Source organism: Methylophaga marina, from assembly GCF_030296755.1.
Classification (GTDB): domain Bacteria; phylum Pseudomonadota; class Gammaproteobacteria; order Nitrosococcales; family Methylophagaceae; genus Methylophaga; species Methylophaga marina.
Genome location: NZ_AP027741.1, coordinates 2,009,558 through 2,025,390 on the forward strand (window position 1 = coordinate 2,009,558; position 15,833 = coordinate 2,025,390).

At 41.4% G+C, this 15,833-nt stretch carries 10 protein-coding genes and 2 riboswitches; of the genes, 5 read left to right on the forward strand and 5 right to left on the reverse strand.

Translation table 11 applies throughout. The features are described from left to right. The first annotated feature begins 108 nt into the window (after positions 1–108). Together QUE24_RS10380 and QUE24_RS10385 are read left to right on the forward strand one after the other, a co-directional pair. Positions 109–2,505, forward strand: a complete 2,397-nt coding sequence (locus QUE24_RS10380; RefSeq protein ID WP_286303762.1) for an EAL domain-containing protein — start codon at positions 109–111, stop codon at positions 2,503–2,505. A gap of 213 nt (positions 2,506–2,718) precedes the next feature. Continuing rightward, entirely contained in the window at positions 2,719–3,609 is an 891-nt protein-coding gene (locus QUE24_RS10385) for a crotonase/enoyl-CoA hydratase family protein (protein ID WP_286303763.1), read from the forward strand. Here QUE24_RS10385 and QUE24_RS10390 read toward each other — a convergent pair. From QUE24_RS10390 to alkB, 3 genes are all read right to left on the reverse strand, one after another. Further along, positions 3,599–6,175, reverse strand: a complete 2,577-nt coding sequence (locus QUE24_RS10390) for an ATP-binding protein (RefSeq protein ID WP_286303764.1) — start codon at positions 6,173–6,175, stop codon at positions 3,599–3,601. The genes QUE24_RS10385 and QUE24_RS10390 overlap by 11 nt on opposite strands. After that, on the reverse strand, positions 6,159–7,208 hold the full coding sequence (locus QUE24_RS10395) for an HD domain-containing phosphohydrolase (RefSeq protein ID WP_286303765.1): 1,050 nt from the start codon (positions 7,206–7,208) through the stop codon (positions 6,159–6,161). Before QUE24_RS10395 ends, QUE24_RS10390 begins: the two co-directional genes overlap by 17 nt. Positions 7,209–7,459: 251 nt before the next feature. Continuing rightward, positions 7,460–8,080 (reverse strand): DNA oxidative demethylase AlkB, encoded by a 621-nt coding sequence (gene alkB, locus QUE24_RS10400; protein ID WP_286303766.1) that lies wholly within the window; start codon positions 8,078–8,080, stop codon positions 7,460–7,462. A gap of 317 nt (positions 8,081–8,397) precedes the next feature. Between alkB and QUE24_RS10405 the strand changes: the two genes are divergently transcribed. Then, positions 8,398–8,952 carry a TMEM165/GDT1 family protein gene (locus QUE24_RS10405; protein WP_286303767.1) on the forward strand — a complete coding sequence of 185 codons (555 nt, stop codon included), beginning with the start codon at positions 8,398–8,400 and terminating at the stop codon, positions 8,950–8,952. Between the two features lie 69 nt (positions 8,953–9,021). Here the strand turns inward: QUE24_RS10405 and QUE24_RS10410 are convergent, their stop codons facing one another. After that, positions 9,022–10,338, reverse strand: a complete 1,317-nt coding sequence (locus tag QUE24_RS10410; RefSeq protein ID WP_286303768.1) for a methyl-accepting chemotaxis protein — start codon at positions 10,336–10,338, stop codon at positions 9,022–9,024. A 706-nt stretch (positions 10,339–11,044) separates the two neighbouring features. Beyond that, positions 11,045–11,127: riboswitch (cyclic di-GMP riboswitch) on the forward strand. A gap of 14 nt (positions 11,128–11,141) precedes the next feature. Between QUE24_RS10410 and QUE24_RS10415 the strand changes: the two genes are divergently transcribed. Then, complete coding sequence (locus QUE24_RS10415) at positions 11,142–11,636, forward strand: hypothetical protein (RefSeq protein WP_286303769.1); 495 nt, start codon at positions 11,142–11,144, stop codon at positions 11,634–11,636. Positions 11,637–11,900: 264 nt separating this feature from the next. Here QUE24_RS10415 and QUE24_RS10420 read toward each other — a convergent pair whose 3' ends face one another. Then, complete coding sequence (locus tag QUE24_RS10420) at positions 11,901–14,219, reverse strand: lipopolysaccharide kinase InaA family protein (protein WP_286303770.1); 2,319 nt, start codon at positions 14,217–14,219, stop codon at positions 11,901–11,903. A gap of 688 nt (positions 14,220–14,907) precedes the next feature. After that, a riboswitch (cyclic di-GMP riboswitch) is annotated at positions 14,908–14,994 on the forward strand. A gap of 17 nt (positions 14,995–15,011) precedes the next feature. Here QUE24_RS10420 and QUE24_RS10425 point away from each other — a divergent pair. Continuing rightward, positions 15,012–15,629, forward strand: coding sequence for a hypothetical protein (locus QUE24_RS10425; protein ID WP_286303771.1), 618 nt, complete (start codon positions 15,012–15,014; stop codon positions 15,627–15,629). Positions 15,630–15,833: the final 204 nt, after the last annotated feature.

Consider the following 15,833-nt stretch of genomic DNA (forward strand, 5'->3'; position numbering starts at 1 on the left):
GACAGCTCTTCTGATTGAGTGTGTAGGTTGTTGCTTATTATTGGAAAACTGACATACATAGGTGATATTCTCATCCAATTGTGAACTTATAGACAGATTAAGATGAACATGGATGATCAAGAGATATTAAGAAAACAAGCGGATCGCTTATTTGAGGAGGCCTTGTTTTCAAACCTGACGGTCATCGGTGTTGCGATATTAATCGTGACGGTTCTATTTGATTATCTGCAATCACAATCGCTTCTGTTGGTCGGATGGAGTTCAGCCATCTGTTTATTATCAATCTGTCGTTTAGCCGTTTTATTCCTGTATAAAAAACACAATGCTCTTTTTGGTCTGAGCGCTAAGGGCTGGATGATGCTTTATACCTTTTTGACGGGTTGTGTAGGCACTGTTTGGGGGCTTGCGAGCATTTTCTACATCGTGATTGATGATATTCAAATCAACACGCTTTTCTATATATTGATCAGTACCGTTGTTGCTGCGGCGGTACCTGTATTGAGTGCATGGTTTCCGACGTTTCTGGCTTATACCATTCCACAGTTAGTGTTATTAACAAGTATGTCTTTGTATCAAATTCAGACGGTAAATGTGGATAAATTAGCTTACATACTCACCGTGGGCTTTATTGCTTATTATTTATTAATGTTCTCTATGGCCAGACGAGCAAATCAGAATCTGATCAAGAGCTTGAAGTTGCAAGAGAGTAATCAATACCTGCTAACAAAGCTAAATGATGAAATGTTGCAACGTGAAGAGATGATTAAAGAACGAACAAAAGAGCTAAGCTTGAGTAATGACAAGCTAAAAGCCAGTCAGGAACACATGCTCAAATTATCACGTGCAGTGGAGTCCAGTCCTAATCCTATTCTGATAACGGATGCAAATGGAACAATTGAGTACGTCAATAAACGTTGTGAAAAACTCTCTGGCTACACCGCTGTGGAAATGCACGGCCAAAGGCTGGAAACCTACAAATCTAATAAGATGCCATCGGCATTTTTTGATGAAATATGGCATCAGACGGCTTCTGAAGGACAGTGGTCCGGGGAAATTGAGAATTGTCGTAAGGATGGTAGTCACTATTGGGTCAAGCTCTATCTTGCTGCAGTATATGATGATCAAAAAAATATTAATCACTATGTGGCTATCTATGAAGATATTACCGAGTCGAGAAAACTCGCTAAGAAACTCTCATTTCAGGCAACGCATGATAATTTGACGGGATTGATTAATCGTACTGAGTTCGAGCGACGCTTATCAATGTTGGTGAATGATGCACAGCGAATAGGGACTGAGCATGCCTTATGCTTCCTCGATTTAGATCAGTTTAAGGTAATCAACGATACCTGCGGCCATATTGCTGGTGATGAGTTGCTTAGACAGTTAGGTAGTTTGCTTGGAGGTTCGACACGCAAGAGCGACACACTGGCCCGACTAGGAGGAGATGAGTTTGCCATATTAGTCGAAGACTGTGAGCTGGAAAAAGCGGAGTTTATTGCTAATGAGATAAAAGAGTTAGTTTCCCAGTTCCAATTTATCTGGGAGACGCAGGTCTTTACAGTGGGTGTCAGTATTGGGGTGACAACCATTACTTCTGCTACCAGAAATCGAACTGAGGCACTTAAACAAGCCGATAGCGCTTGTTATGCCGCCAAAAATTCTGGTCGAAATCGAGTTTATGTCTACCAGGAACAAGATCAGCAATTGACAGCTCAGAAAGGTGAATTTAAATGGGTCAACGAAATTAAAGAGGCCTTGATTGAAGACCGCTTTGAGCTATACGCACAGCCTATTGTCAGTACAGAGACTGAACATCTGGCAATGTATGAAGTTTTAGTCAGGCTTAGAAGCAAAGCAGGGCAATTATTTCCACCAGGCGTATTTTTATCCTCTGCAGAGCGCTACAATTTATCAGACAGGATTGATAAATGGGTTGTCAGCCATGTCTTTGAATGGCTGGAGCAGCACTATCATTCTTTACCTCATTTAAACTATTTAGCTATCAACCTCTCTGGAGCAAGTATAGGGGATGAAAGCATGCTGGCTTATATCAGAACAAAGTTATCTGCAGCTTCCTTTAATCAGGAAATGATCAAGTTTGAAGTCACCGAAACAGCAGCGATTGCTAATCTGAAGCAAGCACATCATTTCATCAATAGTGTGTTAGCTCTGGGTTGTCAGTTTTCTCTGGATGATTTTGGTAGTGGTTTGTCTTCATTTGCCTATCTCAAAAACTTGCCTGTTCAAAGTATCAAAATTGATGGCATGTTCGTGAAAGATATGCACGTCGACCCACTCGATTATGAAATGGTTAAATCGATTAACGATATTGGGCATGTCATGGGGTTGGAGACCATCGCTGAGTTTGTCGAGAATGAAGAGATATGGCAAAAACTCAAAGCGATAGGTGTGAACTATGGACAGGGATATCATCTGGGTAAACCGGCGCCTATAGATCAAATCCTGCAGTATTCAGAGAATAGAGCGGCCAACGCAGAGTAAAAGGTGATTTTCAGTGGTTTACTCGAGTCAACAGAGTCAGATAATTGACATCCTATTTTGATTGCTGATAGAGACTGAATTCATTCATCTTGTTGATTTAAAACAAATAAAAGTTTTTCTTGTTTTTCCGTATTTGGGCATATTTCCTGCAAAGACTTAGATATCAAGGTTAGTTTACTTTTTTGATGATTAAGTCTGTATAGGAGATGATTTATGAATGCCCTGGCAAAAATGGATGATGCCGCTCGTTTACAACACGAGCAAAAGCAATTTTCACAACTATCAACCCACTACGACAGAAAATACCGTACAGGCTGGTTTCGTATGCATGGTGAACCGAGACCCTGTTTCACGCCAACATTGTTAAGTGAGATTGCGAGTTATTTTTCAAGTGTGAAACAAGACATGCGTCTGACTCAAGGACAGAAATATGACTACCTTGTATTAGCATCTGATGTTGAGGGTATCTTCAATTTAGGTGGAGACCTAGGTCTATTTTCTCAGCTTATAGAGCAACAAGATGCTGATGGTTTATTGGAATATGCTGTCAGTTGCATCAATGTTCTGCATGCCAATATGTCGCATCTTGATAGTGATTTGACGACTATTGCTTTAGTAAAAGGTGATGCGTTAGGAGGCGGGTTTGAATCTGCTTTATCAAGCAACGTGTTAATTGCTGAAAAGGGCGCGAAACTTGGTCTTCCAGAAGTGTTGTTTAATTTGTTTCCAGGTATGGGCGCTTTTTCATTGTTATCCAGAAAAATTGGCGCATCAAAAGCAGAAAAGATGATTCTGGAAGGAAAACTCTATTCTGCTGAAGAGCTTTATGAGATAGGCGTTGTCGATATTCTTGCTGAAAAAGGTCAAGGTGAGTTGGAGGTCTATCGCTATATTGATAAAGCCAACAAAAATGCCAATAGTCGCCGAGCCATGAGACAAGTTAAGGATGCCTGTAATGCGGTGAGCTATGACGAATTATTGACGATCACTAAAATCTGGGTAGACGCCGCATTGAAATTAGAGCCTCGCGATTTACGAATGATGCAGCGTCTGGTGCAGCGTCAAACAAGTAAAGTGGATCTTGGCGCTTCAGTTAATGCTTAGTCTCATAGTGATGATCTGATAGGGTTTGTTTGAGTGCCGTTAATGCCTCATCAAATGCCTGTTTGATATCGCGCGCGACTTGCTTGATTTCAGGACTGTTGACGTGTTCTGGTTTGAGTTGTTCTGCCTGACGAGCTAATTCAGCTAGTTTGATAGCACCGATTTCTGTTGAAGAACCTTTTAATGCGTGGAGGCTTTCACGAAATTGATAATAGTCATCAAAAACGGCATTGTTGATGATGTCAACATGTTTACGACCATCATATTCAAAGCCACTGACCAGACTTTTGATGAAGTCTTCTCCGCCCCCTAACTGTTCTAATTCATGAATGAGTTGGCGATCAAGTACTGGGTCCTCGTTAGTCTCGGCCTGAGAAACTGATTGTTGTAAATTGGTTGATGCACTATCTGAAGAGTATTTCTCAATTTTAGCTACCTCGGACAGCAGCATTTTTGAATCGATGGGTTTAGTCAGAAAAACATCGGCCCCAGCATCAATACAGTTTTGTCGAGTTTCTGGAGTGGCATCTGCAGTGAGAATCATTGACGGTATTTTTCTTGATGTATCGATAAATTGCGCTGCTTTAATGATTTCAATGCCTGAGTAGCCAGGCATGTTCATATCCAACACCATTAAGTCTATGTCATCAAAGCGAGTACTAATCATATTCATCGCCTCTTCGCCTGTGTTGGCAATAATGAGTTTATGTCCTAACTGCCCAAGCAGACCGGCTAATACACGCTGATTAACATTATTATCTTCCGCTATCAAAATGGTCAGTTTTGTCTCGCCACTGGCTTCAGCCTGATAAAAATCATTAAGCTTGACGACTTTATCAGCGTTATAAACGACTGACTCAGCAGAGTGGATAGCGTTAAATAAGGTGCGTTTATCATTGATATCACTGACCGCAGAGCGATAAAACTGATTCAAGTCATCATCTTGTAATACATTGGCTTGATGATTGATGAGCACAAGAGACAGGTGTTGAAGGCGTTCCTCCTGGCCTAACAATTTTGCATATTGGACAGGACTGATTCCGGCCAGGCATTCATTATCAATGATTAATGTTGAATAAGGGGTTTCTTGCTCGGCTGCGTTCATCAAGACCGACATTGCTTGTGCAGATGATTGGACGAAGTGATAATCAAGTTTCCATGTGTCAAGGCTTTGACGTAACGATGATGTCGTGGCCTCCGTGGCCAGAATGAGTACTTTATGTTGGTTTAATTCCAAGTCATATTCAGAGTGGGTGTCAAAAGGCAATTCAAACCAGAATGTTGTTCCTCTGCCTAATTCACTTCTTACACCTATCTCTCCTCCCATGAGTTCTACTAGTTGTTTTGAAATGGTTGTTCCAAGCCCTGTGCCCTGATACTTCGAGGTGTTCGACATATTGGCCTGAGTGAAGTTTTCAAAGATCTTATCGAGATATTCTTCTGCGATGCCAATGCCTGTGTCACGAACTTCAAAACGAATTCTTGTTTTTTTGCTTATTGTATCAGTGGTTTTTTGTTCTAACAGTAATTTTACAGAACCGGAATCAGTAAATTTAATGGCATTACCCAACAGATTAATCAGGACTTGTTGCAAATGCTGAGGATCGCCAATTAGGTGATAGTCGATACGTGAATCTATGTGATAACTCACTCGAAGCGCTTTTGACTCCCCCATAATAGCCTGCAGTTCAATGACATTGTTTATCAGCGAATGTAAATCAAAGCTCTCTCTGGCGATATGAATCTTACCCGCTTCAATTTTTGAAATATCCAGCACATTTTCAATCAGACCAGACAAAGTTTGTGCTGAGTTTCTCATGATGTTGACGAACTCATATTGCTGTGGACTGAGTTTGGTTTCTCCAAGTAGATCAGCAATGCCGATAACACCATTTAGTGGTGTACGGAGTTCATGAGACATATTTGCCAAAAAGCGGCTTTTTGCCTCATTCGCCAACTTTGCTGTTTTGATAGCAACGTGCAGTTTGTTGATTAAAAATGCAGAGTATAAGGGGATAACGATCAGTAAGAGTAATAAGCTGTAACCGATAAGTTGATGTTGAGGTAGTTGCCAATAAGGGCCATAAACAACGGCAACGCTAAAACCAATCAGACCGACGGATAACGAGAGATAAAGATATTGTGTGCCGTAGCGAAACCCATTTCCGAGAATCACCCACAAATAGAGAATAAAAAGAAATACACTCTCATCCCCTGAATAGAACATGAGTATCGACAATGAGCCTAAATCCAACAAGATGCCGGCAAACCGTCTGATAGGAGAGGGGCGTGGGTTACGTATGAGTGCTATGGCAATGGCCATGGCACCAGCATAATAGGCAAGCGTTACCAGTGTTGGATGAGACAGTAAGGTGTCTTGAAGGCGCTCACCATCACTCCATGGCAAGGCAAAATAAAAAAGGATACCCAAGCCGATTGTTAAGCGAACTTTAATAGCTTGTTCAGGCTCACTATCACCTGTTTTGCTCAATAGTATGCGCAAGCGTTCTAGGGTGGCTGAAAAGAACGTTTTATTTTGCAGTGTTGCCTTAGGTGATTCGTTCATAGGGGTCATCTGCATATTCAGCCTGAATCGTTTTTATCTTATCAAGGCTTTTGATAAATGCATCAACGCAGTCGGGGTCAAAATGACTGCCAGCTTGGTTTTGTATGTAATCAATAGCCTCTTCAGTACTCCATGGAGCCTTATACGGCCGGGCAGAAACTAATGCATCGAATACATCAGCTACGGCTACCACGCGTGCAATGAGGGGGATATCCTGTCCTTTCAGACCATTTGGGTAGCCTTTTCCATCAAAACGTTCATGGTGATTCAAGGCGATAACGGCACCTGTTTGCATATACCGGGATTGACTGTCAGAAAGGATGGCATGACCAATAGTTGTGTGAGTTTGCATGATCTCCCATTCAAACTCATTCAGTGGCCCTGCTTTGAGTAAGATACCGTCTGGAATCCCAATTTTGCCAATATCATGCATCGGAGCCGTGTATTCTAATTCCTCACACTCTTGTTGTGTAAACACATTCAATGCTGCGGCAATTTCACGTGCGTACTTTGCCATACGAATGACATGGTTGCCTGTTCCTTCATCGCGGTATTCACCGGCACGGGCTAATCTTAATAATGTTTCTTTTTCACGGTCGACGACTTTCTTCGTAGCGATTTCTACCTGTCTGGCCAACCAATCAGCACGATCCTGAATGATCAGATGCTGTTCTTGCATTTGTAACAGGTTACGGCAGGTTGTTCGACACTCGATTTGGTCAATGGGTCTGGTGAGAAATGCGGTTGTACCGGCTTCAAGCGCCTCATAACGCACCGACTTCTCACTCACGACTGTAATCATGACAATGGGAACGGTCTGGCAGTGAGCTAAAGCACGAACCTTTTTGATAAACTCCACACCATTCATGTTTGGCATGCGGTAATCAGTAATAATCAGATCTGGTTCATGCTCGTTAAGCCAGCGCAGCCCCTCTTCTGGGCTACTCAATGACGTGATATCGATATTTTCTGCCACCTGCTGAATAACGCGCTCTAGAATGGTACGACCGGTTGATTGATCATCAATGATCAATATCTGCTTTGATTTTTTCAGAATGCTTTGCCTCCTTGCGTTTGCATATGAACTTTGAATGATGGATTTATCTTGCTGAATCAAGGTAACGGACCTGATTGTCTTTGCTTTTTTATAGTGCATCCTGCAGTAAAGCCACTAAAAAAATAGCTCACGGAACCTGTAAGCTGACAGTTGGATAGCTATGGCTCATTGAAAACGTCAGTTTGATACATAGCCTAGCCCATTATGCGTATAAGCCTATTGTTAGTCTAGTCGATAATGTTACCTGTATCACGAAACGTCAGGTTATATCGCGTTTGTCCAGTTTGTGGATGATGACCAAGTTTCAGTGGTTGTATACCATGAAATCGTAAGCGGTCAATTCCACCCCAGATAACCACATCGCCATGTTCGAGTAGATGATAGTTCACTTGGTCACTGCGTTTAAAACCACCAAACTGGAAAATTGCAGGCACGCCCAGTGATAATGAGACGATAGGTTGTGACAAGTCATGCTCATCCTTGTCCTGATGTAAGCCCATTCCGACTTTGGGTATGTATTGGTTAATCAGACACACATCTGGTTGAAAATGATCAAACCCAACGGATGAAGCCAGCTCCATTGCCAGAGCTTTAAACATCGTCGGCATTGCTGGCCAAGCTTGATTGGTTAATGGATCAAGACGGCTGTATCGATAACCTTTCTTATCACTTACCCAGCCCCATTCACCACAGTTGGTCATTTTAGCGCCGACATAGTGACCTCGTTTTGTCTGCATTTGTCTTAACGGAGATGAGCTGATGATGCGGTCGATTTCTGTTAATAGCTCGTCGGCTTGTGTTTTGATTGCTCCTTTCACAAGGTAGCTTTGATCAGAAATTTTAATCATAGAGAGATAATGGATTGTGTCGAGCTGTCAGCCTCGGGCATTTCACACCAATAATCAAACGGATGCGTTTATTTTACTTAATGAATCGGTAAGAAACCTAGTTAAATCATTCTATAAAAGATAGAATATGACAATCGTCTTGGGGGAGTAGTCTACTCACCTACCGGTGTTTGAAGCTGTCAACATAATTGAACCCTCAAGGTTCATGGCAGTTTCGTACCAGCTTGCTGGTATTGACAAGACCTAAGACAAATAATGATCGCTCAGGCGGGAGGTCGTTGTTTGTCTTGGTATTGTTATCCCGCCGGAGTTATATCATGGATGCTTTTCTTACCTCTACTTTGACTGTTTCACTTGCTGAAATAGGCGATAAAACCCAGCTTTTATCCTTAATGTTAGCTGCACGGTTTAGTCATAAATCAGCGATCGTTGCTGGTATTCTAGTAGCTACATTATTGAACCATGCTGCATCAGCCTGGCTTGGCACGTGGCTGGGACAGTATATTCTTGGCCCTACAGGGCAGTGGATACTAGGCTTAAGTTTTATTGTGATGGCTGGTTGGTTACTGATTCCAGACAAAGAAGATGATGATGCCATCAAATATCAGAAATATGGCGCTTTTCTTGTTACGACTGGTTTATTTTTTATTGCTGAGATTGGTGACAAAACACAGGTGGCAACCATTGCTTTAGCGGCAAATTATCAAGATATTGTCATGGTAACGCTGGGAACCACCATCGGGATGCTACTGGCAAATATACCCGTCGTTTATGCTGGCGAAGCGATGTTGAAGATTATCCCTCTCAAAGTGGGAAGGTGGGTAGCCAGTTTGGTGTTTATGATTATCGGCTTAAGTATCATGCCGTGGTAAAAGCCTGAGATCGTATCAGCGAAATAAAGAGCCACATTAATGAATGTGGCTCTGATCATTGAGCTGTAATTAGCGAAGATTTGAGAAGTTTTCTACCATTTCAACCACTCTCTGAGCACCACTTCTAATCTGACTTATCGTATTCCCAGCATTGTTAGCTAGCTCTACACCAGACTCTACGCCGGACATACTACCTGACATGCTTTTAATCACTGAATCACTCTTGGATTGAATTTTATTAATCATTGTTGCGATTTCAGCTGTCGACTGAGATGTTCTTGTAGCCAGTGAACGAACTTCATCTGCAACAACAGCAAATCCACGTCCACTGTCACCAGCTCTGGCTGCTTCAATGGCGGCATTCAGAGCAAGTAAATTTGTTTGTTCAGTGATATCACTGATCGTTTTGACGATAAATGATATTTGAGCTGTTTCAACACCTAATTGCTCCAATTCTGTTGAGGAGTGACTGAACTGTTGTTTCAGTTGCTCAAGCTTATCTATGGTTTTGAAAATAATTTCTTCACCTGTGGATGACAGTTTCTCTGTTTCCTGCGAAACCGTATAAGCCGTGTTAGCTGCAGCTTTTTCTTGCTCAGAACGCCGAACTTTTTCCGTAATGTCAGTTGCAAACTTTATGACACGGTACGGCTTGCCATTACTGTCAAAGATGGAGTTGTAGGTCGCTTCAAGCCACACCTCTGATTGGTATTTGGTTATCCGTTTAAAGTTATCAGCAACAAAACGACCCTCATTTAAGCTTTCCCAGAATTTCGTGTATTCGGCGCTTTTGACATAGTCTGATTCGCAAAAAATCTTATGGTGTTGTCCTTTCACTTCATCAAGTGTATATCCCATAAGATTAAGAAAATTCTGATTCGCATGGGTGATGCGGCCTTTCATGTCAAACTCAATGATAGCCATTGACCGATCGATTGCGGACAGCAAACTATCATTACTACGAGCATGCTCTACACGCGCGGTGACATCATTCGCTATCTTAAAAATTTTAACGACGCGATCCTCACTGTCTTTTATTGGGAAATAATTCGCTTCCAGCCAAATATCATGACCATTTTTATGCTTGCGTAATACTTCTCCAGAAAAAGATTCACCATTGTTGAGATGTTTCCAAAAGTCTCTATATCTGGAAGATTCAACTTCGGATTTATCACATAGAAGTTGATGGTGCTGTCCTATCAACTCTGCTGAGGAATAACCTGTCACGCGTGAGAAATTATCGTTCACTTTGGTTATTACTCCCTCAGGAGTAAATTCAATGAATGCCAATGAAGATTGCATAGCTGTGAACATTTCTAGCAATGGCTGTAACTGTTTTTCCAATGCTGCGTTTTGATCTGCTAATTGTTTTGACTTACCAAACATGATGATATCTCTTGTGTGTTGTTCGCAATGTTGTTGCAAACATCATATGTCGGCGGTGATGAAGAAAAGATGAATTCGTTACTCGATAAATATGAGCTGCATCACCTTTCTAAGGAATCAAATAAGTAAAAAGGGAAAATTTGCGAATGAGTCAAAATAATGGGGTGACATTGAAAAAATGCTAGATGCTTCATGGTAGAAAAAGATACAGATAGAGGTGAAGCAAATTCGGCGCGCTTGAGCAGGTTATTTCAGCAGCTATTGATACCGTATGAGTAGCGCTGCTGAAGCTATTGATACCGTATGAGTAGCGCTGCTGAGATAGTTCTGTGTTATGTGCAAAGTCTCAAATATTGATATGCCGAGCCAATGAGCCCATTGCTTAATAAACTTGTATCTTCATCTACTTTTTGGATGAGTCTGAGGACGCTATCTGCGATGCTTTGATGGATTCGATTTTAATAGCGTTTCTGTTTATCTAATTCACTCCTAGAGCACGCCTAACAGTGCCCACATAGTAGCAACAGTCAAGATAGCACTAACTTTGACTGGCTTACTACGCTCAGTAATCCCTTTGAACAAAATCATACTTTTGGACGATATCTTTATTAATTCCAGTCCAGTAATCTGTAAATAACAGCTTTTTATGAATATACATCTGTTTTGAGTGACCAGAAGCTAACTTCATTTATCGAATTTTTATTCAATACATTAACGCCAAACCTGATGTGAGTCAGGGACGGAAAACCGACAGCTGTACATTATTGGTATCAGGGCTGGGCTGCATAACATGGACATTTCTTATGAAAAAAATAGTGTGGATACTATTCAGTCTGCTTTTATTGACGCTATCACATAGCACATGGGCTGCGACTGTCGTTAAAGCTGAGTTTGTTGCTGGATGGCCAGAGTATGATGGTGGAGAGTTTCAGTTTTCTGGAAATTTTGTAGGTGAAGATCTGAATAATGACGGTCTCTTGTCTTTCGGAGAGTTTTCCGTATTTAATTGGCGCTCAACATACGAGTCTTTCACCATAGCAGACTTGTTTGATACAGGTGATATCATGATTAGTACGCAAGAATGGTTGAATAATGGCATAAGTTGGATTGGGGCCTCCGACTTGGCTTACATCACATGGGATGACAGAGGGCAATCAATAAATACTATTCTTAAGGGTGAATATCGCTTTACCTCTTTTGAGGTGTCGGCGGTGCCATTGCCACCAGCAGCCTTGCTATTTGCTCCTGCGCTACTTGGTTTCATGGGCTTACGTCGCAAAGTAAAGCTCGCTGTTTAACGAGGTAATATTATTTGGAATAATAAAGCCACCATCGCATGGTGGCTTTATTGTTTATTTAGTGTTTGATAGTGGTTTTGGTGGCTATTGCTCAACAAAAAAACAGTTTAGTCTACGAGCTTCAGGCTTAGCTGTTGTGCTAATGTTTAACTATTGTCGTAATGGCTTGTCTGAATAGAGCGCCCCTCTCTTATAAGTCTCTTTCATAGCACCGCCTATCATGATACTTAGCTTATACAGAGTGATTTTATCAATCATTTCCACCTATTCGAAGCCGATGCTCAGTGTCAATGCTGTTACAAATATAAAGATGACAACAGCTTTGACAGGGTTATTAATCTCATTAATCTTTTTGAATAGGCGTTTAATCGCTTTTCGCCCGAACTTACGTTTCATACTCACTTTGAAGTCATATAGATAAAACGGAACTTTATAGGTGAAAGTGAAGTTTTTACTTTTTCGCATACCGCTCAGATAAATCTCCACAAATCTGTCCCTGCCTTCCGGATGCAGCTTGTATGTAATTCGCGTTAAGTCTGATAGACGTTTAGGCATGCTAACTGGGTGGTTGTAGAAGCGTGCTCTATTGATATCAATTAATGTGAACGTCAAGTCAGGCTCTCTTTTCTTAACGAGTATATTGCCGCCAGCTAAATCTCGGAAAAATACGCCTCGAGCATGCATTTGTTGAAGAAATTCTGACAATGCACGATAGATTGTGTCCTCCGCTACCCCCTGATAACTGTTTGCTCCTTCACGAAGCGCATTGAACATGTCCCGAATATTGAAATCATGATCAACTTTTTCACAAATAAACACATTTTCCAACATGCTTTTGTCACCACTTTTTTCAAAGTAAGCAATAGCTCGTGCCGTTGATATATTTCTTCGCGATAATTCAGCTGCTGCATTCCAACTTCTACGGGCTTTACTTGGTTTGAAACGATCAACGATAAGCTTTTGAATTGCTACCTTAAGTGGTTTCTTTGCTACAACTTCTTCGTCATTAACGCCGGGAACTCTCCAAATGATATTTCGGGCTTTTCTGAAGGTATTTTCTTTTGTATAAGTGGGAAGTCGATCGGGGTGAAGTTCTTTGATTATGGCCTCTGCATGTGTTTCATCATGGGCTGCTAGCATGCCAACCCAGCCATTTTCATTGATGGGGAAGTATTGCCCATAACCAGTGTGAGCGAACAGAGAAGTTGTCGTTAAATTGTGGTCTACAGAAAGTGTCACTTCATCTACGCCTTCCCAGAGGAGGAACATCGGTGACTCGTTAACGAAATGTGCTGAGGTTCCTAAATCATGACCATCACGATTTTTAAACTCAGCTTTTTGCAAGTCTGACTCATCATAAAGGTTAGCCAGATCACAAGCTTTACCGTTAATGGTCCATGCGATGTGCACCACGGAGTCGTCTTTTTTAAAGGCATGTATTTCAATATTTTTTGTCGTTGCCAGTGCGCCTTTGTATTCAGCACTGGAAATAGCGGTAATGACTTGTTTTAATGCATAGAAAGATGGACGAGCACGGAAGCTTTCTAATGGACCAATCACGCTGGCGTAATGGGTGATACGTTCAAGCTTAGGATATTGTTCGCTACCATCATCAATTAGTCCCTCTCTTGCGCAGAGTAAAGGTCCCCAAAATGCTTTCTCTAGCGAACCTGATGCAGCCAGTAAAACAAAATATCGACTCAGATAATCAGCTTGTTTTTGTTCTTTCTCAACTAAAACTCGCTCGATTCTGGGTAGTGTCCAGAAGGCGGCGGGTGACACAAATCTTGACACGCCATTTTCATCTCCCGCCTTTCTCATTAAACGAGCTTTTTTAACTAAATTATATTTAAGTAATTTTGCCCACTTGAAGCCCAATACACGATGATCATAGCGCTCCGGCTCACTAACACGTTCTGTAAATAGGTTATTAGTATGAATGTCAGGCAACATTGACATGCTACCTAATTCATCGAGGAGTCCAAATGAATAAAAGGGCTCAAAATCAGAAATATTAGGTCCGGCTATTGTGATACCTCTTGCTTTGAGTTCAGTGTAAGCGATTTTCCAGGCGGCAAAAAAGCCTGGCTTACTGTAGCCAGCCCATCTTCTACGGTTGATCGTCGTACCGATCTCTATTGCTGATACATCTGAACCAAAATGCTCACAGACTTCAATAAGAAATTGATGCCATGTGTCCTGTGCGTCCTTGGTCTCCATCTGATGCGCTTGATCAAATGGTTGAACGAGATGAAGAAGCACATCAAAATCTTCAGTGATGAGTTTTCTGAGTAATCTACCTGCATTACCAGTCACATCGCCGTAACTGAGATCAATACGTACTGACTTGATATTAAGTTCGTGTAGATGATTGATGATGTAATCATCGACGCGAGCATCATCAGATGCAGCGACACCAACGCCAAGAAAGTTTTCAGGCACGACATGACCCGCTTGAGGGATGTGACCTTTGCGAAGCAAAAGACCGCCTTTTAAAGTGTGCTTAATTGTTTTTAATAAGAACCTTCCATCCACCATAGAAGGTATGTTTGCCGCTTCGCTTTTTCTCGGTAAGCCAGTCATTTTCGCTCAATCTTGTTATAAATGTGACAGGAATGTTACACCAGATGGATGAGTGATAACTATGATGAATGAGGATGACGTTAAGCTATGCTAAATGGTCAACTACACTAACTGATTGAATTCATAAGAACTTAGACGAGGAGGTTGATTTCGTTATGCAGGGTTAAGGTTGACTAAATAGTTGTGACAGATTGGCGAATTTTTTAGATTTTATTGTCAACAGCTTTAATTTTGGGTTGACTAAAAACACATATTACAGACTCACGCTACCAGTTGTGGAACGCATACTACCAACTGTTGCTTTGCTATCTTCTGCTGCATGACGTGGCTTCATGGGCTTAGCTAGCTGAACTAACAAGAAGCTAATTGACAAACAAGGTTTAAATATTAAAGCCGAGATAATACGGCAGCTTTTTATTTGTATTGCAGATACTTCGTTACAGATTAGCAACCAAACAACATACAGTGTTCGAGCTTCAAACTTATCACTGTTATAATGCCCGACCATTGTCCTCCATAGCTCAGCTGGATAGAGCATTGAATATTTATCTGTCCACAATGAGAAAGATAGGACGGGGAATCCATTATTGGCTCTGATAATCAATATCAAAATTTATTATTAGTACCAAAGTACAATAGTTCTTAATAGAAATTTAGTGTGAAAATAAGTAGGTGATTAAATCACTCTCTTTTATTATGCCAAACTTGGCGTGAGCCTTGGACGGAAAACCACAGCTGTGCTTATAAGGACAGGTATCAGGGCTGGGTTGCATACCTTTAAGGAGTTCACCGATGAATAAGATGATCGCTACAATAATATTCTCATTTTTTTCTTTACCTATCTTTGCCGCTCCCGTCGACATTGATTTGAGTGGGACTACCTCTGCAAGCCTAATTGATGCTGATGGGGCAAGTTTTTCACAAACTTTTACAGGTCAGACTGCATCTGGGTCAGGCATTTCAGGTTCCCCTACAGGTTCATTGTCACTAGCACCAAGTGGAACAATAAGTGTAGCCTCTTATAATTCTGCCAATTCACTTCTTTCACCCTCTAACAACCAAGGCCCATTGTCGATTTTGTTTGACTTTAATGCCGATAGTTTTTCTTGGGTGATGGGAAGCTCTAATGCAGGATACAACGTTACTGTAGATTTGTTTTCAAATAATGGCAGTTTAATCAACACAGTATTAATCAGCATGCTGGAAGGGTATAACAAATACTCTATTTCCGGCTTGGGTGCTTTTGCCGGACTTACTTTTAGAGACAATAATGACCCATATGGTGTTCGTTACATGGACATGTCTTATAATAGCGTGTCTGAAGTTCCAATCCCTGCCGCCGCTTTTATGTTTGCACCTGCACTACTAGGGTTTATGGGCTTGCGTCGAAGAGCCAAGCCAGTTGTTTAGCTCATTCCACAGCATTTAAAAATTAAAGCCGTCACTCTTTGTCTTTGGCGGCTTTTTTTATTTGTATTGCTCACACTTCGTTGCAGATTCGGTGGGAATTAAAAGCAAACAATATTCAGTTTTCGTGCTTAAGGCTAATCGCCGTTATAATACCAGCCCGATGTCTTCGTAGCTCAGCTAGCTAGCGCGTTGATATAAAAAAGC

Bases quoted from the DNA above. Each gene is read 5' to 3' on its own strand.
- QUE24_RS10380 (WP_286303762.1), top strand. From the start codon at position 109: ATGGATGATCAAGAGATATTAAGAAAACAAGCGGATCGCTTATTTGAG.
- QUE24_RS10385 (WP_286303763.1), top strand. From the start codon at position 2,719: ATGAATGCCCTGGCAAAAATGGATGATGCCGCTCGTTTACAACACGAG.
- QUE24_RS10390 (WP_286303764.1), bottom strand. From the start codon at position 6,175: ATGAACGAATCACCTAAGGCAACACTGCAAAATAAAACGTTCTTTTCA.
- alkB (WP_286303766.1), bottom strand. From the start codon at position 8,080: ATGATTAAAATTTCTGATCAAAGCTACCTTGTGAAAGGAGCAATCAAA.
- QUE24_RS10405 (WP_286303767.1), top strand. From the start codon at position 8,398: ATGGATGCTTTTCTTACCTCTACTTTGACTGTTTCACTTGCTGAAATA.
- QUE24_RS10410 (WP_286303768.1), bottom strand. From the start codon at position 10,338: ATGTTTGGTAAGTCAAAACAATTAGCAGATCAAAACGCAGCATTGGAA.
- QUE24_RS10415 (WP_286303769.1), top strand. From the start codon at position 11,142: ATGAAAAAAATAGTGTGGATACTATTCAGTCTGCTTTTATTGACGCTA.
- QUE24_RS10420 (WP_286303770.1), bottom strand. From the start codon at position 14,219: ATGACTGGCTTACCGAGAAAAAGCGAAGCGGCAAACATACCTTCTATG.
- QUE24_RS10425 (WP_286303771.1), top strand. From the start codon at position 15,012: ATGAATAAGATGATCGCTACAATAATATTCTCATTTTTTTCTTTACCT.